15 protein-coding genes are annotated in these 16,117 nt (G+C 75.6%); 14 read left to right on the forward strand and 1 reads right to left on the reverse strand.

The features are described from left to right. Window positions 1–5: 5 nt before the first annotated feature. From KPL59_RS03970 to KPL59_RS04015, 10 genes are all read left to right on the forward strand, one after another. Window positions 6–704, forward strand: a complete 699-nt coding sequence (locus tag KPL59_RS03970) for an alpha/beta fold hydrolase (protein ID WP_075307841.1) — start codon at window positions 6–8, stop codon at window positions 702–704. After that, complete coding sequence (locus KPL59_RS03975; RefSeq protein WP_226359969.1) at window positions 701–1,708, forward strand: ABC transporter ATP-binding protein; 1,008 nt, start codon at window positions 701–703, stop codon at window positions 1,706–1,708. Before KPL59_RS03970 ends, KPL59_RS03975 begins: the two co-directional genes overlap by 4 nt. Further along, the gene (locus tag KPL59_RS03980) at window positions 1,705–2,721 is read left to right on the forward strand and encodes an ABC transporter ATP-binding protein (RefSeq protein WP_374111588.1); all 1,017 of its coding nucleotides are present in this window, start codon (window positions 1,705–1,707) and stop codon (window positions 2,719–2,721) included. The genes KPL59_RS03975 and KPL59_RS03980 overlap by 4 nt, the downstream gene beginning before the upstream one ends. Continuing rightward, window positions 2,718–3,482 carry an amidohydrolase family protein gene (locus KPL59_RS03985; RefSeq protein WP_226359971.1) on the forward strand — a complete coding sequence of 255 codons (765 nt, stop codon included), beginning with the start codon at window positions 2,718–2,720 and terminating at the stop codon, window positions 3,480–3,482. Before KPL59_RS03980 ends, KPL59_RS03985 begins: the two co-directional genes overlap by 4 nt. Next, the gene (locus KPL59_RS03990; protein ID WP_226359972.1) at window positions 3,479–3,940 is read left to right on the forward strand and encodes a cytidine deaminase; all 462 of its coding nucleotides are present in this window, start codon (window positions 3,479–3,481) and stop codon (window positions 3,938–3,940) included. Before KPL59_RS03985 ends, KPL59_RS03990 begins: the two co-directional genes overlap by 4 nt. 26 nt (window positions 3,941–3,966) lie before the next feature. Then, window positions 3,967–4,779, forward strand: coding sequence for a creatininase family protein (locus KPL59_RS03995; RefSeq protein WP_226359973.1), 813 nt, complete (start codon window positions 3,967–3,969; stop codon window positions 4,777–4,779). 22 nt (window positions 4,780–4,801) lie between these two features. Further along, window positions 4,802–5,440, forward strand: a complete 639-nt coding sequence (locus tag KPL59_RS04000) for a cyclase family protein (RefSeq protein ID WP_075307848.1) — start codon at window positions 4,802–4,804, stop codon at window positions 5,438–5,440. After that, window positions 5,437–6,933, forward strand: coding sequence for a gamma-glutamyltransferase (locus tag KPL59_RS04005; RefSeq protein ID WP_226359974.1), 1,497 nt, complete (start codon window positions 5,437–5,439; stop codon window positions 6,931–6,933). The genes KPL59_RS04000 and KPL59_RS04005 overlap by 4 nt, the downstream gene beginning before the upstream one ends. A gap of 106 nt (window positions 6,934–7,039) precedes the next feature. Beyond that, the gene (locus KPL59_RS04010; RefSeq protein ID WP_226351860.1) at window positions 7,040–8,233 is read left to right on the forward strand and encodes an aminotransferase; all 1,194 of its coding nucleotides are present in this window, start codon (window positions 7,040–7,042) and stop codon (window positions 8,231–8,233) included. Window positions 8,234–8,305: 72 nt separating this feature from the next. Continuing rightward, entirely contained in the window at window positions 8,306–9,742 is a 1,437-nt protein-coding gene (locus tag KPL59_RS04015; RefSeq protein WP_226359975.1) for an MFS transporter, read from the forward strand. 51 nt (window positions 9,743–9,793) lie between these two features. Here the strand turns inward: KPL59_RS04015 and KPL59_RS04020 are convergent, their stop codons facing one another. Then, window positions 9,794–11,449 (reverse strand): FAD-dependent oxidoreductase, encoded by a 1,656-nt coding sequence (locus KPL59_RS04020; RefSeq protein WP_226351861.1) that lies wholly within the window; start codon window positions 11,447–11,449, stop codon window positions 9,794–9,796. Window positions 11,450–11,614: 165 nt separating this feature from the next. Here KPL59_RS04020 and KPL59_RS04025 point away from each other — a divergent pair, with 165 nt between their 5' ends. The 4 genes from KPL59_RS04025 (at window position 11,615) to KPL59_RS04040 (ending at window position 16,052) form a co-directional block, all read left to right on the forward strand. Continuing rightward, window positions 11,615–12,769 carry a DegT/DnrJ/EryC1/StrS aminotransferase family protein gene (locus KPL59_RS04025; protein ID WP_226359976.1) on the forward strand — a complete coding sequence of 385 codons (1,155 nt, stop codon included), beginning with the start codon at window positions 11,615–11,617 and terminating at the stop codon, window positions 12,767–12,769. Between the two features lie 203 nt (window positions 12,770–12,972). Further along, window positions 12,973–13,572 (forward strand): sigma-70 family RNA polymerase sigma factor, encoded by a 600-nt coding sequence (locus tag KPL59_RS04030; protein WP_226359977.1) that lies wholly within the window; start codon window positions 12,973–12,975, stop codon window positions 13,570–13,572. Window positions 13,573–13,788: 216 nt separating this feature from the next. Next, window positions 13,789–14,649, forward strand: coding sequence for a DUF5134 domain-containing protein (locus KPL59_RS04035; RefSeq protein WP_226359978.1), 861 nt, complete (start codon window positions 13,789–13,791; stop codon window positions 14,647–14,649). Then, complete coding sequence (locus tag KPL59_RS04040; protein ID WP_226359979.1) at window positions 14,646–16,052, forward strand: PepSY domain-containing protein; 1,407 nt, start codon at window positions 14,646–14,648, stop codon at window positions 16,050–16,052. Before KPL59_RS04035 ends, KPL59_RS04040 begins: the two co-directional genes overlap by 4 nt. Window positions 16,053–16,117 lie beyond the last annotated feature (65 nt).

The raw sequence follows: 16,117 nt of genomic DNA on the forward strand, positions 1-16,117 counted from the left end.
CACCCGTGCGGATCCTGCTCGTGCACGGCGCCGGCGGTACGCCGGCGACCTGGGACGCCGTGCTGCCGGAGCTGCGGCGCCGCGGCCACGACGTCACGACGGTCACCAACCCGATGACGTCGTTGACCGACGACGTCGCCCACACCACCACCGCCCTCGACGCGCTGCAGGCACCGGTGCTGCTCGTCGGCCACTCCTACGGCGGGGCGGTGATCACGAACGTCGGCCGGGACCCGCGGGTGGCCGGGCTCGTCTACATCGCCGCGTTCGCCCCGGACGCCGGCGAGACCGTGCAGCAGATCGTGGAGCGTTACGACCCCGCGCCGGTCTCGGCGCACATGCGGCGCGGGCCGGACGGCGAGTGGCGCTCCGAACGCAGCGCGGCCTACTGGGCCGAGATCGGCTGGGACCTCGGCCCGGAGCTGCGCGCCGGCCGCATCGCGGAGAACCGGGTCGCCGACAGGAAGATCTTCGAGGAGCCCACCGGTGAGCCGGCCTGGCGCGTGTTGCCGAGCTGGTACCAGGTCGCCGACGGCGATGCGACCCTGCTCCCGGCCGCCCAGCGGGACATGGCCGCGCGGGCCGGCGCCACCACCAGCTCGGTCCCCGGCAGCCACTTCTCCCCGCTGGTGCACGCCGACGAGGTGTGCACGGTGATCGGGACGGCCGTCGCGGAGCTGACCGGCGTCCGGAGCGGACCGTGACCGGACCGCCGGAGATCGTCATGCGGATCCGCGACCTGCGCGGCGGCTTCGACACCCCGGACGGCCGGCTGCCCGCCGTCGACGGTGTCGACCTCGACCTGCGCCGCGGCGAGATCCTGGCCCTGGTCGGGGAGTCCGGCTCCGGCAAGTCCGCGCTGACGATGAGCCTGGTCGGGCTCAACCGCGGCCCGCGCACGCACGTGAGCGGGCAGGTCGAGTTCGGGGGCCGCAACCTGGTCGAGGCGAGCGAGGCCGAGTTGCGCGAGGTCCGTGGCCGCGACGTCGCCGTCGTCTTCCAGGACTCGCTGGCCGCGCTCAACCCGCTGCACCGGGCGGGCGCACAGGTCTCGGAGATGCTGCGGCTGCACCAGCCGCTGCGCCGCGCCGCGGCCTGGGAGCGAGCCGAGGAGCTGCTCGACGACGTCGGCATCGCCAACCCCGCACGCACTGCCCGGTCCTACCCGCACCAGCTCTCCGGCGGGATGCGGCAGCGGGTGATGATCGCGACCGGGCTCGCCAACGATCCCGCCGTGCTGATCGCCGACGAGCCGACCACCGCGCTCGACGTCACCATCCAGGCCCAGGTCCTGGAGCTGCTGCGGCGGCTGCGCGCCGAGCACGACTCGTCGATCGTGCTGATCACCCACGATCTCGGCGTGGTCGCGGAGGTCGCCGACCGGGTCGCGGTGATGTACGCGGGCCGGGTCGTCGAGCACGGCACCCGCGACGAGGTGCTGCGCCGGCCCCGCCATCCCTACACCGTCGGGCTGCTCCGATCGGTCCCGCGGATCGACGGCCCGCCGGCCGAGTCCCTGTTCGCGATCCCCGGCGCCCCGCTGACCGGGGTCGACCGGCCGGAGGGGTGCGCGTTCCGACCGCGCTGCGCGGACGCCGTCGAGGAGTGCGGAACCCGCCCGCCGCTACGGCCCCGAGAGCCCGGCTCGGGACACCTCGACGCCTGCGTACGCGAGCCGGCGACCGCCGGGAACGGGGGTGCCCGGTGAGCGTGCCACTCGTGCGTACCGAGAACCTGCAGGTCTCCTACCGCGACGGCGGGGGCCGCCCGGTGCGCGCCGTCGCCGGGGTGGATCTCGACATCCTCGAGGGCGAGACGCTGGGCCTGGCCGGCGAGTCCGGCTGCGGCAAGTCGACGCTGGGCCGGGCGCTGCTGCGTGCGGTCGGTCCCTCGGGCGGGCGCATCCACTACCGGGGGCGCGACATCACCGACCTGACCAGCACCCGGATGCGGCCGCTGCGTGGGGACATGCAGATGGTGTTCCAGGACCCGTTCGGTTCGTTGAACCCGCGACGCACGGTCGCCGACATCGTCGCCGAACCGCTGCTGCGGGCCCGCGGCATGTCCCGGGGTGCGGCCCACGAGCGCGTCGGCGAGCTGCTGGAGCGGGTCGGGCTGGGACGGGCCGCCGGGAGCAGGCGCCCGCACGAGTTCTCCGGTGGGCAGCGGCAGCGGATCGGCATCGCCAGGGCGCTCGCGCCGTCGCCGCGCTTCGTCGTGGCCGACGAGCCGGTCTCGGCACTCGACGTCTCCATCCAGGCCCAGGTGATCAACCTGCTGACCGGGCTGACCCGCGACGAGGGCCTCACCCTGCTGTTCATCTCGCACGACCTGGGCGTGGTCCGCCACATCGCCGACCGGATCGCGCTCATGTACCTCGGGCAGATCATCGAGGTGGCCCCGAGGGGGGCGTTCTTCTCCGCACCCGCGCACCCCTACGGCGAGGCGCTGCTCTCCGCGGTACCGGTGTTGGAACGGACCTGGGAGCGGATCGTGCTGTCCGGCGAGCTGCCCGACCCCGCCGTCCCGCCGTCGGGGTGCCGCTTCCGGACCCGCTGCCGGCACGCCGTCCGGCGCTGCGCCGACGAGGAACCCGCCCTGCGGCCGATCGGCGAGGGCCGCTCGGTCCGCTGCCACCTGCCACTGCTCGACCTCACCCCACCCGTCCCCGACCCGGCCGCACCGGCCGGCTCCGCCCCCAGGAGGCCCGTCCACCCGTGATCATCGACGCCTACAACACCACCCAGGACGTCCGGGGCCGCTCCGACTACCTGACCGGCGCCCGTCCCGGCCAGGCGCCGCCGCCGTACACCCCGTTCGACCCGCAGCGGATCCTGGACCGGATGGACGCCGCCGGCGTCGACATGGCGATGGTCTGCTCGCTCGCCCAGCGGATCGAGAACGACTTCCTCGTCGAGCTGGTCGGCAAGCACCCGGACCGGCTGATCGGGTTCGGACAGGTCCGCCCGCAGGACGACGACGCGCTGGAGGAGATCGAGCGGATCGCCGCGGCCGGGCTGCGGGGGCTGAAGCTGCATCCGAGCATGCACGGCTACCACGTCGCCGACCACGGGCTGCTCGACCCGGTGTTCGACCTCTGCGCGCGGCTCGGCCTGCCGATCCTGATCAACGCCCTGGACGACGCGTTCTGCGCGCCCCTGGCGATCGAGGAGATCGCCAAGGACCACCCCGGGGTCCCGACGATCATCGCGCACATGGGGGCGGTGTGGAACGTCCCCGAGGCGATCATCGTCGCGGAGCGGCGTGCGCACGTGTACCTGGAGACCTCGGCGACCCTGGTCTCCGACGTCAGGCGGGCCTACTCCCGGCTGGGCCCGGAGAAGATCCTCATGGGCAGCGAGTGGCCCGGCTCCGACTTCGACCTGGAGCGGATGAAGATCGCCAAGGCGATCCCCGACGACGCCGACCGGGCCCTGGTCGAGGGCGGGAACTACGCCCGCCTGCTCGGACTCGGCCGATGAGCGCCGCCGCGGCCGCCGCACTGCTGCGGGTCACGCCGCCCGCCGAGATGACCGCCGCCGACGCCGCGCTGCTCGACACGGCCCAGGCCCAGCTCGGCCGGGTCGTCGTGCCCGGCCGGCACGAGGTCGCCTCCGCGCTGCGCGCCGGTGACGGCACGGTCCACACCGGAGTGCACGTCGAGGGCTCCTGCCGGCGCAGCTCGGTCTGCGCCGAGGGCGTGGCGCTGGGTGCCGCCCGGGCCGCCGGGGTGTCCCTCGCGACCGTCGAGGCCGTGGTATCGGTGCAGGTCAAGCCGGCGGACCGGTTCCGGATCATCGCCCCGTGCGGGGTGTGCCGGGAGCTCATCAGCGATTACGCACCGGACGCGCGGGTGTGGCTGACCCGCCCGGACGACGACACCGTCGTCGTCCGCCGGGCGCTGGACCTGTTGCCCGAGAAGTCGGACCGGCGTTGGTGAGCGCCGGCGAGGAGAGGACCGTTCCCGTGATCACTGCACCACCCCTGGGCCCCGAGGTCGCCGGACTCGCCGCCGAGCTCGGTGGCACCGGATCCCCGGTGCTCTGGGACCGCATGACGTGGCCCGAGGCCGAGCAGGCGGTCACCGGGGCCGACTCGGTGATCATCCCGGTGGGAGCCACCGAGCAGCACGGGCCGCACCTACCGCTGGCCGTCGACTCGATGATCTGCGAGGCCGTCGCGCACGGGGTCTCGGCGCTGACCGGCGTCCCGGTCGTGCCGACCCTCACCTACGGGGTGTCCGGCTCGCACGGCGGGTTCGGCGGGACCGTCTCGGTGCGCCCCGAGACGATGATCGCCCTGGTCGAGGACCTGGTGGACTCGCTGTACCGCGCCGGGGTCCGCCAGTTCGTGCTGCTCAACGGCCACATCTGGAACAACGGTTCGCTCGACGTGTCCGCCGAGAAGCTGCGGGTCCGCCACGGTGACGCCCGGGTCCGGGCGCTGGGCTACGTGACGATGTACCCCGGCCCCGAGGTCGACGGACGCGTCACTTACGGCCGCGGCCTGATGCACGCCAACTTCTTCGAGACCTCGGTGATGCTGCACCTGTTCCCGGACCTGGTCCGGATGGAGCGCGCGGTGTCCCACCGCGACGTCGACTCGTTCTGGGACTACCGGATGGACCAGGTCAGCGACACCGGCGTCTGGGGCCGCGACGTGGCCGAGGCGAACGCCGCGCAGGGCAGCGCCGAGTTCGACCGCTGCGTGCGCACCACCGCGGCCGCGGTGTCGGCCGCCGTGCGCGAGCCGTGGCCGGACCCGTCGCACCGTCCCTGATCGTCCCGGAGGAGAGACCGTCATGAAGATCTACGACATCACCCTGCCCATCCACCCCGAGATGCTGCACTGGGGCCGCAAGCCCGAGGTCGAGGTCGTCGAGTCACTCGCGGCCGGTGACGCCTCGAACGTGACCCGCTGGCGGATCGGGGCCCACACCGGCACGCACGTCGACGCGCCGGCGCATTTCGTCGACGGGGCGACACCGATCGACCAGGTCTCGCTCGACTCGCTGGTCGGGCAGGCCGTGGTGGTCGACATGACCGGTCTGACCGCCGACGTCACCGCCGCGGACCTGGAGGCCGCCGGCGTGGCGGGCGAGAGGCGGATCCTGCTCAAGACGTCCAACTCGGCCGGCATCCTCAAGGAGACCGAACGGGCGCCCAGCTGGATCGGGCTGGCACCGGACGCCGCGACGTGGCTCGTCGCGCACGGCGTCGAGCTGATCGCGATCGACTACCTGACCATCGAGGGCCACTCGCGGACCGACAGCTGGGACGTCCACCACGAGCTGCTCGGCAACGGCGTGCTGATCCTCGAGAACGCCGATCTCGACGCGGTCGAGCCCGGCCGCTACGAGCTGGTCTGCCTCCCGGCGAAGCTCGCGGGCGCGGACGGCTCGTTCACCCGCGCCATCCTGATCGAGCGGGACCGGGTGTGACGACCCGGGTCGCGATCGCGGCACCGCACGTCGCCGGGGTCGACGCGGCGCGGGCGGTCACCGGCCGCGGCGGTGGCGCGCTCGACGCGGTGATCGCGGCCGCGGCGGCGCTGACGGTCGCCTATCCGCACCAGTGCTCTGTCGGAGGGGATCTCGTCGCGGTGGTGCGGCCGGCGGGCGGAGCCCCACGCGCGGTGCTCTCCGTCGGTGCGGCGCCGGCCGGGCTCGACGTCGGCGGGCTGCGGGCCGCCGGCCCACGGATGCCACCCGGTGGCCCGCTGTCGGTGACCGTGCCGGGCTGCGTCGCGGGCTGGGCCGCGGTACACCGGCTCGGCGCTCGCCTCGACCTCGCCGAGCTGGTCGCACCGGCGGTCGAGCTCGCCCGTCGCGGCGTGGGCGTGAGCGCGGGACTCGCCAGGGCGATCTCCCGCCGCAGCGCCGTCGTCGAGGCCGATCCCGGCCTGTCAGCGCTGTTGCTCGACGACGCCGGCCGGCCACGGGGGCTCGGCACGCCGATCACGCAGCCGGCACTCGCCGCCACCCTGACCGCCGTCGGCGCCGGGTGGCGCACGTTCTACACCGGCGCGGTGGGTGCCCGCCTGGTCGCGGGCCTGCGCGAGCTCGGCTGCCCGCTCACCACCGACGACATGGCCTCCCACGCCGCCGAGGACGGCCCGGCCCTGTGCCGCGACGCGCTCGGCGCGACCTGGTCGGTGGCACCGCCGCCGAGCCAGGGGGCGTCGTTGCTCGCGATGCTCCGGTCGGACGGGGACCGGCTCACCACCGCCCGCCGGGCGGAGCTGGCGCGCGACACCCTGCTCGGTGACCCACGCGGCGGACCGATCGACGTCGCCGGCCTGCTGCTGGAACGGGAACCGGCCGGGACGCCGGTCGCCCCCGGCCCCCGACCGGCCGGGGACACCGTCGCCATCACGGCCGTGGACGACACGGGTACCGCGGTCTCGTTGATCCAGAGCGTCTACCAGAGCTTCGGCGCCGGCATCCTGGAACCGGAGACCGGTGTCGTCCTGCACAACCGCGGATCGGCGTTCGCCCTCGACCCGGCGCACCCCGGAGCGGTCCGGCCCGGACACCGCCCCCCGCACACCCTGTGCCCGGTGCTCGCCGAGCGCGGCGACGACGTCGTCGCGCTCGGCTGTCAGGGCGGCCGAGCGCAGGCGTGGATCCTGGCCCAGACCGCCGAGGACGTGCTCGGCACCTCCGATCCGGCCGGGGTCCTGGCACGCCCGCGCTGGGTGATCGGATCACGGGACCTCGGCCGGGAGCGGCCGTCACTCGTCCTGGAGCCGGGCGTCTCCGACGCCGAAGGGCTGTCCGCCGCGGCCCGTGCGCTGTCACTCGACGTGGACACCGTGCCCGAGCTGCACGACGACGCGGGACACGTGCAGGTCGCACGCCTGCGGGCCGGGGTGCTCGATGCCGCGAGCGACGTGCGCGCCGACGGCGCCGCCGACGTTCTCGGTGGTGGCTGAGGGCTCGGATCACGGTCGCGGGAGGGCCGCTGGACCGCCCGGTACGGCGTCGGCGACGATCGGTTCCCACAGGATCCGACGACGACCCGGAAGGCGGCACCCGACGGTGCGACTCGACCCCACGACGGCGGCCGGCAGCGACTCCCCCATCGGCGCGGCCCTCGCGCTCGCCGGTGAGCGGGACCCGGCCCGGAACGCGACGCACCCGCTGCTGGACCTGTCGCAGGCCGCGCCGCCGTACCCGCCGGCACCAGAGGTCGTCGAACGGGTGGTGGAGGTGGCCCGCGACCCTGCCCTGTCCGGCTACGCGCCGGTGCCCGGCATCGCCCCGCTGCGCCGCGCGGTCGCCGAGGAGCTGGCGCGCGACTACGCCGGGGACGTGACGCCGGACGACGTCGTCGTGACGGCGGGCTGCAACCAGGCGTTCGCCGTGGTCGCCGACGCCCTCGCCGGGCCGGGCGACGAGGTGATCTCGCCCCTGCCCTACTACTTCAACCACGACATGTGGCTCAGAATGCGCGGCGTCACCCCGGTGTACCTGGAGCCCGACGCCGACCTGGTCCCCAGGGCCGCCGACGCCGAGGCACTCATCACGCCCCGTACCCGGGCGATCGTGCTGGTCAGCCCCGGCAACCCGAGCGGGGTGACGGTGCCGCCGGAGGAGATCGTCGCGTTCGCCGAGCTGGCGCGCCGCCACGATCTCGCGCTGGTCGTCGACGAGACCTACCGCTCGTTCCGGCCCGACGCGCACGCCCCCGCGCACCCGCTGTTCGCCGACCCGTCGTGGCGCTCGACCGTGGTCAGCCTGCACTCCTACTCCAAGGACCTGGCCATCCCGGCCTACCGGGTCGGGTCGGTGATCGCGGGTCCCGAGCTGCGGCGCCAGGTGCTCAAGCTGCTCGACTGCGTCGCCATCTGCGCACCGCGGGCCGGACAGGAGGCCGCGGTGGCCGGGCTCACCCGGGCCGGGGCGTGGCGGGCCGACCGGGTCGCGGAGATCGCCCGGCGACGGGAGTGGGTCGGGTCCGCGCTCGCCGACCGACCGGGCGGGTTCGAGATCGCCGCGCTCGGCGGATTCTTCGCCTGGGTCCGCCACCCGTTCCCGGATCGCCCGACCCTCGACGTCGTCCGGACCCTGCTGCTCGACCACGACACCCTGACCATCCCGGGCACCGCGTTCCTGCCCGACGACCGGCAGATGCTGCGGCTGTCGGTGGGGCGGGTGGACGAGGCCGCCGCGGCGCTGCTGGCCGAGCGGCTCACCGAGGCCGGGCGGCGGGCGGGGGTGGCCGCCGGCTGACCCGGCCGGGGCGCTCGACGATCGGGGTGAGTGGCACGGAAGAGACCCGGGCGTCGCGGTGTTCGGCCGACCATGGACACCGGACTGCGTACCGGCACCGCGGCCGGCCGCTGGGTCATCACGGCCTGCGTGCTCGGCTCGGGCATGGCGATGCTCGACAACACCGTCGTCACGATCGCGCTGCCCCGCATCGCCGAGGACCTCGGCACCGGTTTCGCGGGGCTGCAGTGGACGGTCAACGGCTACACCCTGACCCTGGCCGGGCTGATCCTGCTCGGCGGCTCACTGGGTGACCGGTTCGGCAGGCGGCGGATCTTCGTGACCGGTGCGGTGTGGTTCGCGGTGGCCTCGCTGCTGTGCGGGCTGGCGCCGAGCGTCGAGGTGCTCGCCGCGGCCCGGGCGTTGCAGGGGGTCGGCGGTGCGCTGCTGACCCCGGGCAGCCTGGCGCTGATCTCGGCGTCGTTCCACGGTGCGGACCGGGCGGCGGCGATCGGGGCCTGGTCCGGGCTCGGCGGGGTCGCGGGGGCGCTGGGCCCGTTCGTCGGCGGGACGCTCGTGGAGTGGTCCTGGCGGGCGGTGTTCCTGATCAACCTGCCGCTCGCGGCGGTCGTCGTCGCGGTGGCGGTGCGGCACGTGCCCGAGTCGCGTGACCCCGATGCCGCGCACCGGCTCGACGTTCCGGGCAGCGTGCTCGCCGTCGCCGGGCTGGCATTGCTGACCTGGGCCGGGACGGCGGCCGGCTCCGGTTCGTCGCCCGGGCTGCAGGTGTGGGGAGCGGGCGCCGCCGGGGTGGCGGCGCTGGTGGCGTTCGCGCTGGTCGAGCGGCGCAGCCGGTCCCCGCTGGTGCCGCCGGAGCTGTTCACCGGCACCGGCGACGCCGGGGACGGGCGCCGGTTCACCGGCGCGAACGTGGTGACGGTGGCCGTCTACGCGGCGCTGGGGCTGCTGTTCGTGCTGCTCGCCGTGCAGCTGCAGATCGTGGCCGGGTTCTCCCCGTTGCTGGCCGGGACCGCGACGCTGCCGGTCACCGTGCTCATGCTGCTGCTGTCGGCCCGCGCCGGGCGGCTCGCGACGCGCACCGGCCCGGCACCGCTGGTCACCGGCGGGCTGCTGCTGGCCGCGGCCGGGATGCTGCTGGCGTCACGGATCGGGCCGGGAGCGGGCTGGTTCACCGACGTGCTCCCGGCGACGGCGCTGGTCGGGCTGGGGCTGTCCGCGGCCGTCGCGCCGCTGACCACCGCGGTGCTCGACGCGGCGGCGGACCGGCACGCCGGCGTCGCGTCGGGGGTCAACAACGCGATCGCGCGGGCGGCCGGCCTGCTCGCGGTGGCGGCCGTGCCCGCCATCGCGGGGATCCGCGGGGACGCCCCGGCCGACCCGGCGTCGTTCGGGCCGGGGTTCACCGTCGCCATGACGATCGGGGCAGGGCTCCTCGCGGTCGGCGCGGCACTCGCCGCCGCCCTGTTGCGGGGTCGCCCCGCGTCTCCGGTCGCAGCCCCGCCCGCCTAGCGGCGACGCGAGGTTCCCGCGGCGACCACCCGGTCACGCCGACCGCGGTGCTCAGCCCCGGACGTCGACCGCGATCAGCTCCGCGGTCCGGCAGGCCAGCGCGACCAGCGCGAGCGTCGGCCCGACCGCCCCGGCCGACGGGAACACCGCGCTGGAGGCGATGTGCACGTTCGGCGTGCCGTGCACCCGGCACGCCGGGTCCACGACACCGGTGCGCGGCGAGTCCGACATGCGCAGCAGGCCCATCTGATGGGTGCCGTCGGTCATGTCCATGTCGTGCACGCGCTCCACGTCGGACAGGTCGACGTGGGCGATCCCGGTCCGCTCCAGCTCCTTGCCGATCAGCGACAGCGAGGTCGCGATCGCCTCCCGGTCGCCGGCGGAGACCCGGTAGTCGACCCGCAGCCGGTGCTGGCCCAACGCGTCGCGCTCGCGGTCGAGCGTGACCCGGTTCGCCGGGTCGGGGGTCTGCTCGGCGTCGAACCGCAGCCGGCAGTGCGCGGAGTCCAGCGGCATGAACGACGGCAGCCGCCGTTCCCCGGTGATCCGCGGCCGCACCCAGCCGCGGGCGAACCGCGCCACCCGCAGCGGGTCGGCGGCGACGTTGCGCATGTGGTGGCCGATGTCGGTGGTGTGGCTGTACTGGGCGTGCGTCCCGGCGGCCTTGAACCCGGCACGGAGCTTGCCCAGGCCCCAGTAGGTCAGGGCGAACGTCGACAGCAGCGCGTCGCCGTGCTCGGCGTCCTTCGGGTCGGCGAACCACAGTGCCGCCTTCAGGTTGCCCAACCGGTGGTCGGCCTGGGCCTGCGGGGACAGCGAGAGCATCCGGCGGGCGTAGACGCCGTCGTCGGTGGGCAGGTAGCCCAGGCCCAGCGCGCGCCCGGCCGTGGTCAGCTGCAGCCGTCCGACCTCGCCCACCGGGTGGGTCATGTAGTGCCGCCCGACCTGGCCGTACTCGTCGCCGATCCCGGCTCCGGTCCCGGTGCCGCCGTAGCCGTCGGAGGCGAGCAGGATCCGGACCGACTCCAGACCACCCGCCGCGACGACGAAGTGCTGCGCCCGGATCCGGATGTCGCACCCCGGCCGCGGGACGACGACGGCCTCGGTCGCGGTGCCCGACACCGGGTCGCGCTCCAGGCGGGCCACGGTCGCGTGCAGGAACAGCCGGATCCGGCCGGCCTTCGCCATGTTCTCCACCGTCGGCGCGAACGACGTCGGCGGGCTCCAGCGCCACAGGTCGTCCCAGCGCAGGGTGTCGCTGCGGAGCCCGGGCGGGGGCGCCGGGAAGCCCGATTCCGCGGCCGAGTACTCGCAGGCGCCGGCGTCGAGGTGCCGCTGGGCAACCGGGTACCAGGCGCGCAGCTCGTCGTGCGGGATCGGCCACGCGGCGCCCGGCATCCACTCGCGGTCGGCGAAGTCGATGTCGTCGAGCGGGGCGCAGCGGCCGCCCCAGACCAGCGAGGTGCCGCCGAGGCGCTTCTGCCGGACGGCGTCGACAGGGTCGTGCTTGCCCCGCCCGCTGATCCCCCGGTAGGTGTCGCGGGCCGTGCGGCTCAGGCCCGGGCCGCCACCCTCCAGGACGACGACGCGCAGGCCGCGGTCGGCCAGCTCGGTCGCGGCCGCGGCCCCGGCCGGACCGCTGCCGATCACGCAGACCTCGGCCTCGAAGATGGAGCCGGGGAGCGCGCGCCGGGTGTCGATGAGCATGGAGGGCGGTTCCTTCCGAACGTGGTGCGGTACTGCCGTTGATGGTGCCCCGGCTCCGCTGTGAGGACGCTGTGGCTGCCCCTACCCTCCCGTCCCCCGGTCGTGCCGACCCCGCCCGGTACCGTGTTGCCCGGTTCACACGGTTCGTATCCGGAGGAGCACGGTATGGGACTCGCCGCCATGGCGACGACCGCACGGGGGATGGCCGCGACGGTCCGGGTCCTCGGGCGCGGGGAGCTGGGCCGCTTCACCGGCGGCGACCGCTCGGAGGTCGCACGGTTCGAGTCCGAGCTCGCCGGGTTCCTCGGGACCCCGCACGCACTGGCCGTCAACAGCGGCACCAGCGCCCTGGTCGCGGCGCTGGTCGGCGCCGGGATCGGCCCCGGCGACGAGGTGCTCGTCCCCGCCTACACCTGGGTGTCGACGGCCGCCGCGGCGCTCGCCGTCGGGGCCGTGCCGGTCCTGGTCGAGGTCGACGCCTCGCTCACGATGGACCCGGCCGACCTCAAGGACCGGATCACCCCGCGCAGCCGGGCGGTGCTGCCGGTGCACATGCTCAACCACGTCGCCGACATGGACGCGATCATGGACGTCGCGGCCGCCCACGACCTCGTCGTGATCGAGGACGCCTGCCAGGCCATCGGCGTCACGTACCGGGGGCGCCCGGCCGGGTCGATCGGCCACGCCGGGGCCTTCAGCTTCAACCAGCACAAGAACATCCGCTCCGGCGAGGGCGGCGCCCTGGTCACCCGGGACCCGAAGTTGTTCGAGCGGGCGTCGATGTACCACGACGTCGGCAGCTACGAGCGCGCCGGATTCGCCGGGGCCGACGCGGACCTGATCGTCGGGGGCAACCTGCGGATGCCCGAGCTGTCCGCGGCGGTGCTGCGGCCGCAGCTGGCCGGGCTGCGTGCGCAGATCGCCCGGCGCAGGCGGCACCGCGACATCATGCTCTCGGCGCTGTCGGACCGGATCGGGCGTGACCTGCAGCCGGTGCCGCACCACGACCCGGCGAACGCCGCCGGGCTGGCGCTGGCCTTCGCGACCCCCGAGGCGGCCACGGAGTTCGGTGCCCGCCGCGGCGTGCACCGGCTGATCGACACCGGGCGGCACGTCTACACGAACTGGCGCTCGCTGCAGGCCCGCAACCCGCTGCACCCCGGGTTCGACCCGTACGCGGCGAACGGCACCGAGATCGACCACGGCCCCGGCGCCTGCCCGCGCACGCTGGAGATCCTGGCCCGGACCTGCGTGGTCGACCTCGCTCCCGAGCTGCCGACGCCGGCGTTCCGACTGCTCGCCTCCCGCACCGCGGGCTGAGCCGCCCGCCGCCCTGCCGGCGGGATCCTCCTCCGCGGCGGGCGGCCTCCGGCGACGCCGCGGAACCACTGATCCACATGTCGGACACCCCGCGACGGCCGCGTCCGGACAGCATCGGCCCGGTCACGCACCGTGTTCCCATTGAGCGGACGGTGACCGGGTCGGGCTTCGTCCCCGAACGGGCGACGGCTACCGTGACCAGCGTGCCCGAACGCCACGACGACGCCACCGTGACGGCGTGGGCGTTGGCCGCGGGGGCCGGTGACACCGCCGCGCTCGCGGAGTTCGTGCGGGCGACCCAGGTCGACGTCCACCGCTTCCTCGTCCACCTCGCCGGCCGCGACGACGCCGAGGACCTCGCGCAGGAGACGTTCCTGCGGGCGCTGCGGTCGCTGCCCTCGTTCGCGGGCCGCTCCACCGCCCGCACCTGGCTGCTGTCGGTCGCCCGCCGGGTCGCCGTCGACGCGGTGCGCACCGCGGTCCGGCGGCCCCGCGTACGCGACCTCGGCGAGGACACCCAGGACGTGCTGGAGCGCGCCGTGCCCCGCACGGGCGCGCAGGAGGCCGTCCTGCTGCGGACGCTGATCGACGCGCTGCCCGACGAGCGTCGCGAGGCGTTCGTCCTGACCCAGGTCCTGGACCTGGGCTACGCCGAGGCCGCGCAGGTCTGCGGCTGCCCGGTCGGCACGATCCGGTCCCGGGTCGCCCGGGCCCGCGAGGACCTGCTGCGCGCCCTCGGCGAGGACGGCACCGGGACCGCCGGGGCGCCCGCCCCCGGTGTCCGGCGCGCCGCCCGCACCTGAGCCCGCGCCGCGTCCCGGCCCGCTCCGCCCGGCCCGCTCCGCCGGGCCAGCTCCACCCGGGCCCGCTCTGCCCGGACCGCCGCCGCGTGCCGTCCCCCACGACGGGGTGACCGGCGTCGCACCCACCGGAGGGGTACCGGCGGGAACCGGACCGGCCGCGCCGACGACCACTCCCGTCGTGCGCCCCCGCACCTCCCCCGCCCCCGAGGAGGACCTGTGATCTCGTCGTTGCCGCTGGCCTGGGCCCTGACGGCGTTGTTCGCCGCGACCGGGTTCTACGCCCTGGCCCGCTGGGCCACCGCGGTCTCGGAGCGCCGCTCCGCCGCGCACCGCACCGCGGAGCTCGCCCACCTGCTGATGAGCGCGGCGATGATCGTCATGACCTGGACCTGGTACGGCAGCGCCGGCCTGTGGACCCAGATCGTCCTGTTCGGTGTCCTGGGCGTGTTCTTCCTGGTCACCGCCTCCCGCGGGATTCCGTGCGGCCCCTCGGGGCGGCTCGCGGGCGCGGCGCACGCGCTGATGGCCGCGGCGATGGTCTGGATGCTGGCCGCGATGCCGCTGATCATGGCCTCGCCGGCGGAGGCCGCGGGCGGCGGCGGTGCCCACGCCCACCACGGCGGCGGCGACGCCATGGACATGGCCGGGACCGCCCACGCAGCGGGCCCGGCCGGATGGGCGGTCGCGGTGACCGTGGCGCTGTGCGCCGTGCTGCTGGCCGCCGCCGGGTACTGGGGTGCCCGCGCGCTGAGCCACGACCGCGTCGCCGGGGACCCGCTGACCCCCGACGACGCCCGCGCGACCGGCGACGCGACCGACCCCGCCGCCTGCGACTGCGCCGACCCCGCCGGGGGCACGGCGGCCGGTGCCGCGCGGACGGCGCCGGCCGAGGTCGGTGGGACGGCAGAGACGACGGGCACAGCGGGCACGGGGGGCACGACCACCGCGGTCGCCGAGCGGGTCGAGGCCCCGGCGGCACCGGTGCGCCGGCTGGGCGCGCGCTCCGACGCCGCCTGCCACGCGGCGATGAGCCTCGGCATGGTCGTCATGCTCGCGGCGATGGTGGCGGGCTGGTGAGCGCCGGCCTCGACACCCGGCCCGGGACCCCCGTCCCGCCGCCCGGGCGCCCGCCGCTGTTCCGGGGCCTGAAGGGCCTCGTCACCCGGATCCACTTCTACGCCGGGCTGTTCGTCGGCCCGTTCCTGCTCGTCGCGGCCCTGACCGGGCTGCTCTACACGCTGTCGCCGCCGATCGAGCGCTGGCTCTACGCCGACGCGCTGACCGCCCCGGTCAGCGGCCCGGAGCTCCCGCTGTCCCGGCAGGTCGAGGCGGCCGTCGCGACCCAGCCGGGCCTGCCCGTCACCGAGATCCGACCCGCGCGCGAGCCCGGTGCGACGACCCGGGTGTCGTTCGACGCCGACCTGCCCGAGAGCTACAGCCGCACCGTGTTCGTCGACCCGTACACCGCGCAGGTGCGGGCCACCCTCGACACCTACGCCGAGTGGCTCCCGGCCCGCGGGGTGATCGACAACCTGCACCGCTCGCTGCTGCTGGGCCCGCCCGGGCAGGTCTACACCGAGCTCGCGGCGTCGTGGCTGGCCGTGCTCACGCTGTCCGGCCTCGTGGCGCAGGTGACCCGCCGGGTACGACGACGCCGTGAGCGACTGCTACCGCGGACCGGCGGCTCGTCGCGGTCGCGGCTGCGGTCCTGGCACGGCGCGGTGGGCGTCTGGGCCTCGGTCGGGTTCCTGTTCCTCGCCGCGACCGGCCTGACCTGGTCGCAGTTCGCGGGGGCCAACGTGAGCGCGCTGCGCACCGCCCTGGACTGGACGACGCCGTCGGTCAGCAGCACACTGCCCGCCGCCGGTGGCGACGCGGCCGCGCCCGTGGCGGGTTCCGCGACGGCTCCGGTCGCCCCGCAGGCGGTCCCCGCCGTCGCCCAGCGGGTCCTCGACGCCGCCCGCGCCGACGGCCTCGCCGGGCCGGTGGAGCTCACCCCGGGCGACCCCGGGGAGGCCTGGAAGGTCCAGCAGACGGTGCGCAGCTGGCCGTCGCAGCAGGACTCCGTGGCCGTGGACCCGGCGACCGGGACGGTCACCGACCGGCTCGCCTTCGCGGACTGGCCGGTCGCGGCGAAGCTCGCCCGCTGGGGCATCGACGCGCACATGGGCCTGCTGTTCGGCACGGTCAACCTGGTGGCGCTCGCCGCGCTCGCCTGCGCCGTGGTCGTGCTGGTCGTGTGGGGCTACCGGATGTGGTGGCTGCGCAGACCGACCCGGCCGGACGGTTCGCGTGGCCTCGCCGGACCGCCCGGGTCGCGGGAGCGGCCCTCCCCCGCCGCGGTGGCGCTGGTCGGGTTCGCCGCGGTGGCGGCCGGGCTGGTCCTGCCGGTGCTGGGGGTCTCGCTGATCGTGTTCCTGCTCGTCGACGCCCTGGTCTCGGCCCGGCGCGACCGGAGGGCCGCCGAGGTGGCGGGCTGACCCGTCCGGGGTGTGGGCGGGCGGGACCCGGGCCGACCGGGTAGACCTGGGGACCCGTCCCCCGT

This window comes from Pseudonocardia sp. ICBG1142 (assembly GCF_020496255.1).
Taxonomy (GTDB): Bacteria; Actinomycetota; Actinomycetes; order Mycobacteriales; family Pseudonocardiaceae; genus Pseudonocardia.

Excerpts from the sequence above, each read along its gene's own strand:
- KPL59_RS03990 (WP_226359972.1), top strand. The coding sequence starts at position 3,479 with ATGAGCGCCGCCGCGGCCGCCGCACTGCTGCGGGTCACGCCGCCCGCC.
- KPL59_RS04000 (WP_075307848.1), top strand. The coding sequence starts at position 4,802 with ATGAAGATCTACGACATCACCCTGCCCATCCACCCCGAGATGCTGCAC.
- KPL59_RS04015 (WP_226359975.1), top strand. The coding sequence starts at position 8,306 with ATGGACACCGGACTGCGTACCGGCACCGCGGCCGGCCGCTGGGTCATC.
- KPL59_RS04020 (WP_226351861.1), bottom strand. The coding sequence starts at position 11,449 with ATGCTCATCGACACCCGGCGCGCGCTCCCCGGCTCCATCTTCGAGGCC.
- KPL59_RS04025 (WP_226359976.1), top strand. The coding sequence starts at position 11,615 with ATGGGACTCGCCGCCATGGCGACGACCGCACGGGGGATGGCCGCGACG.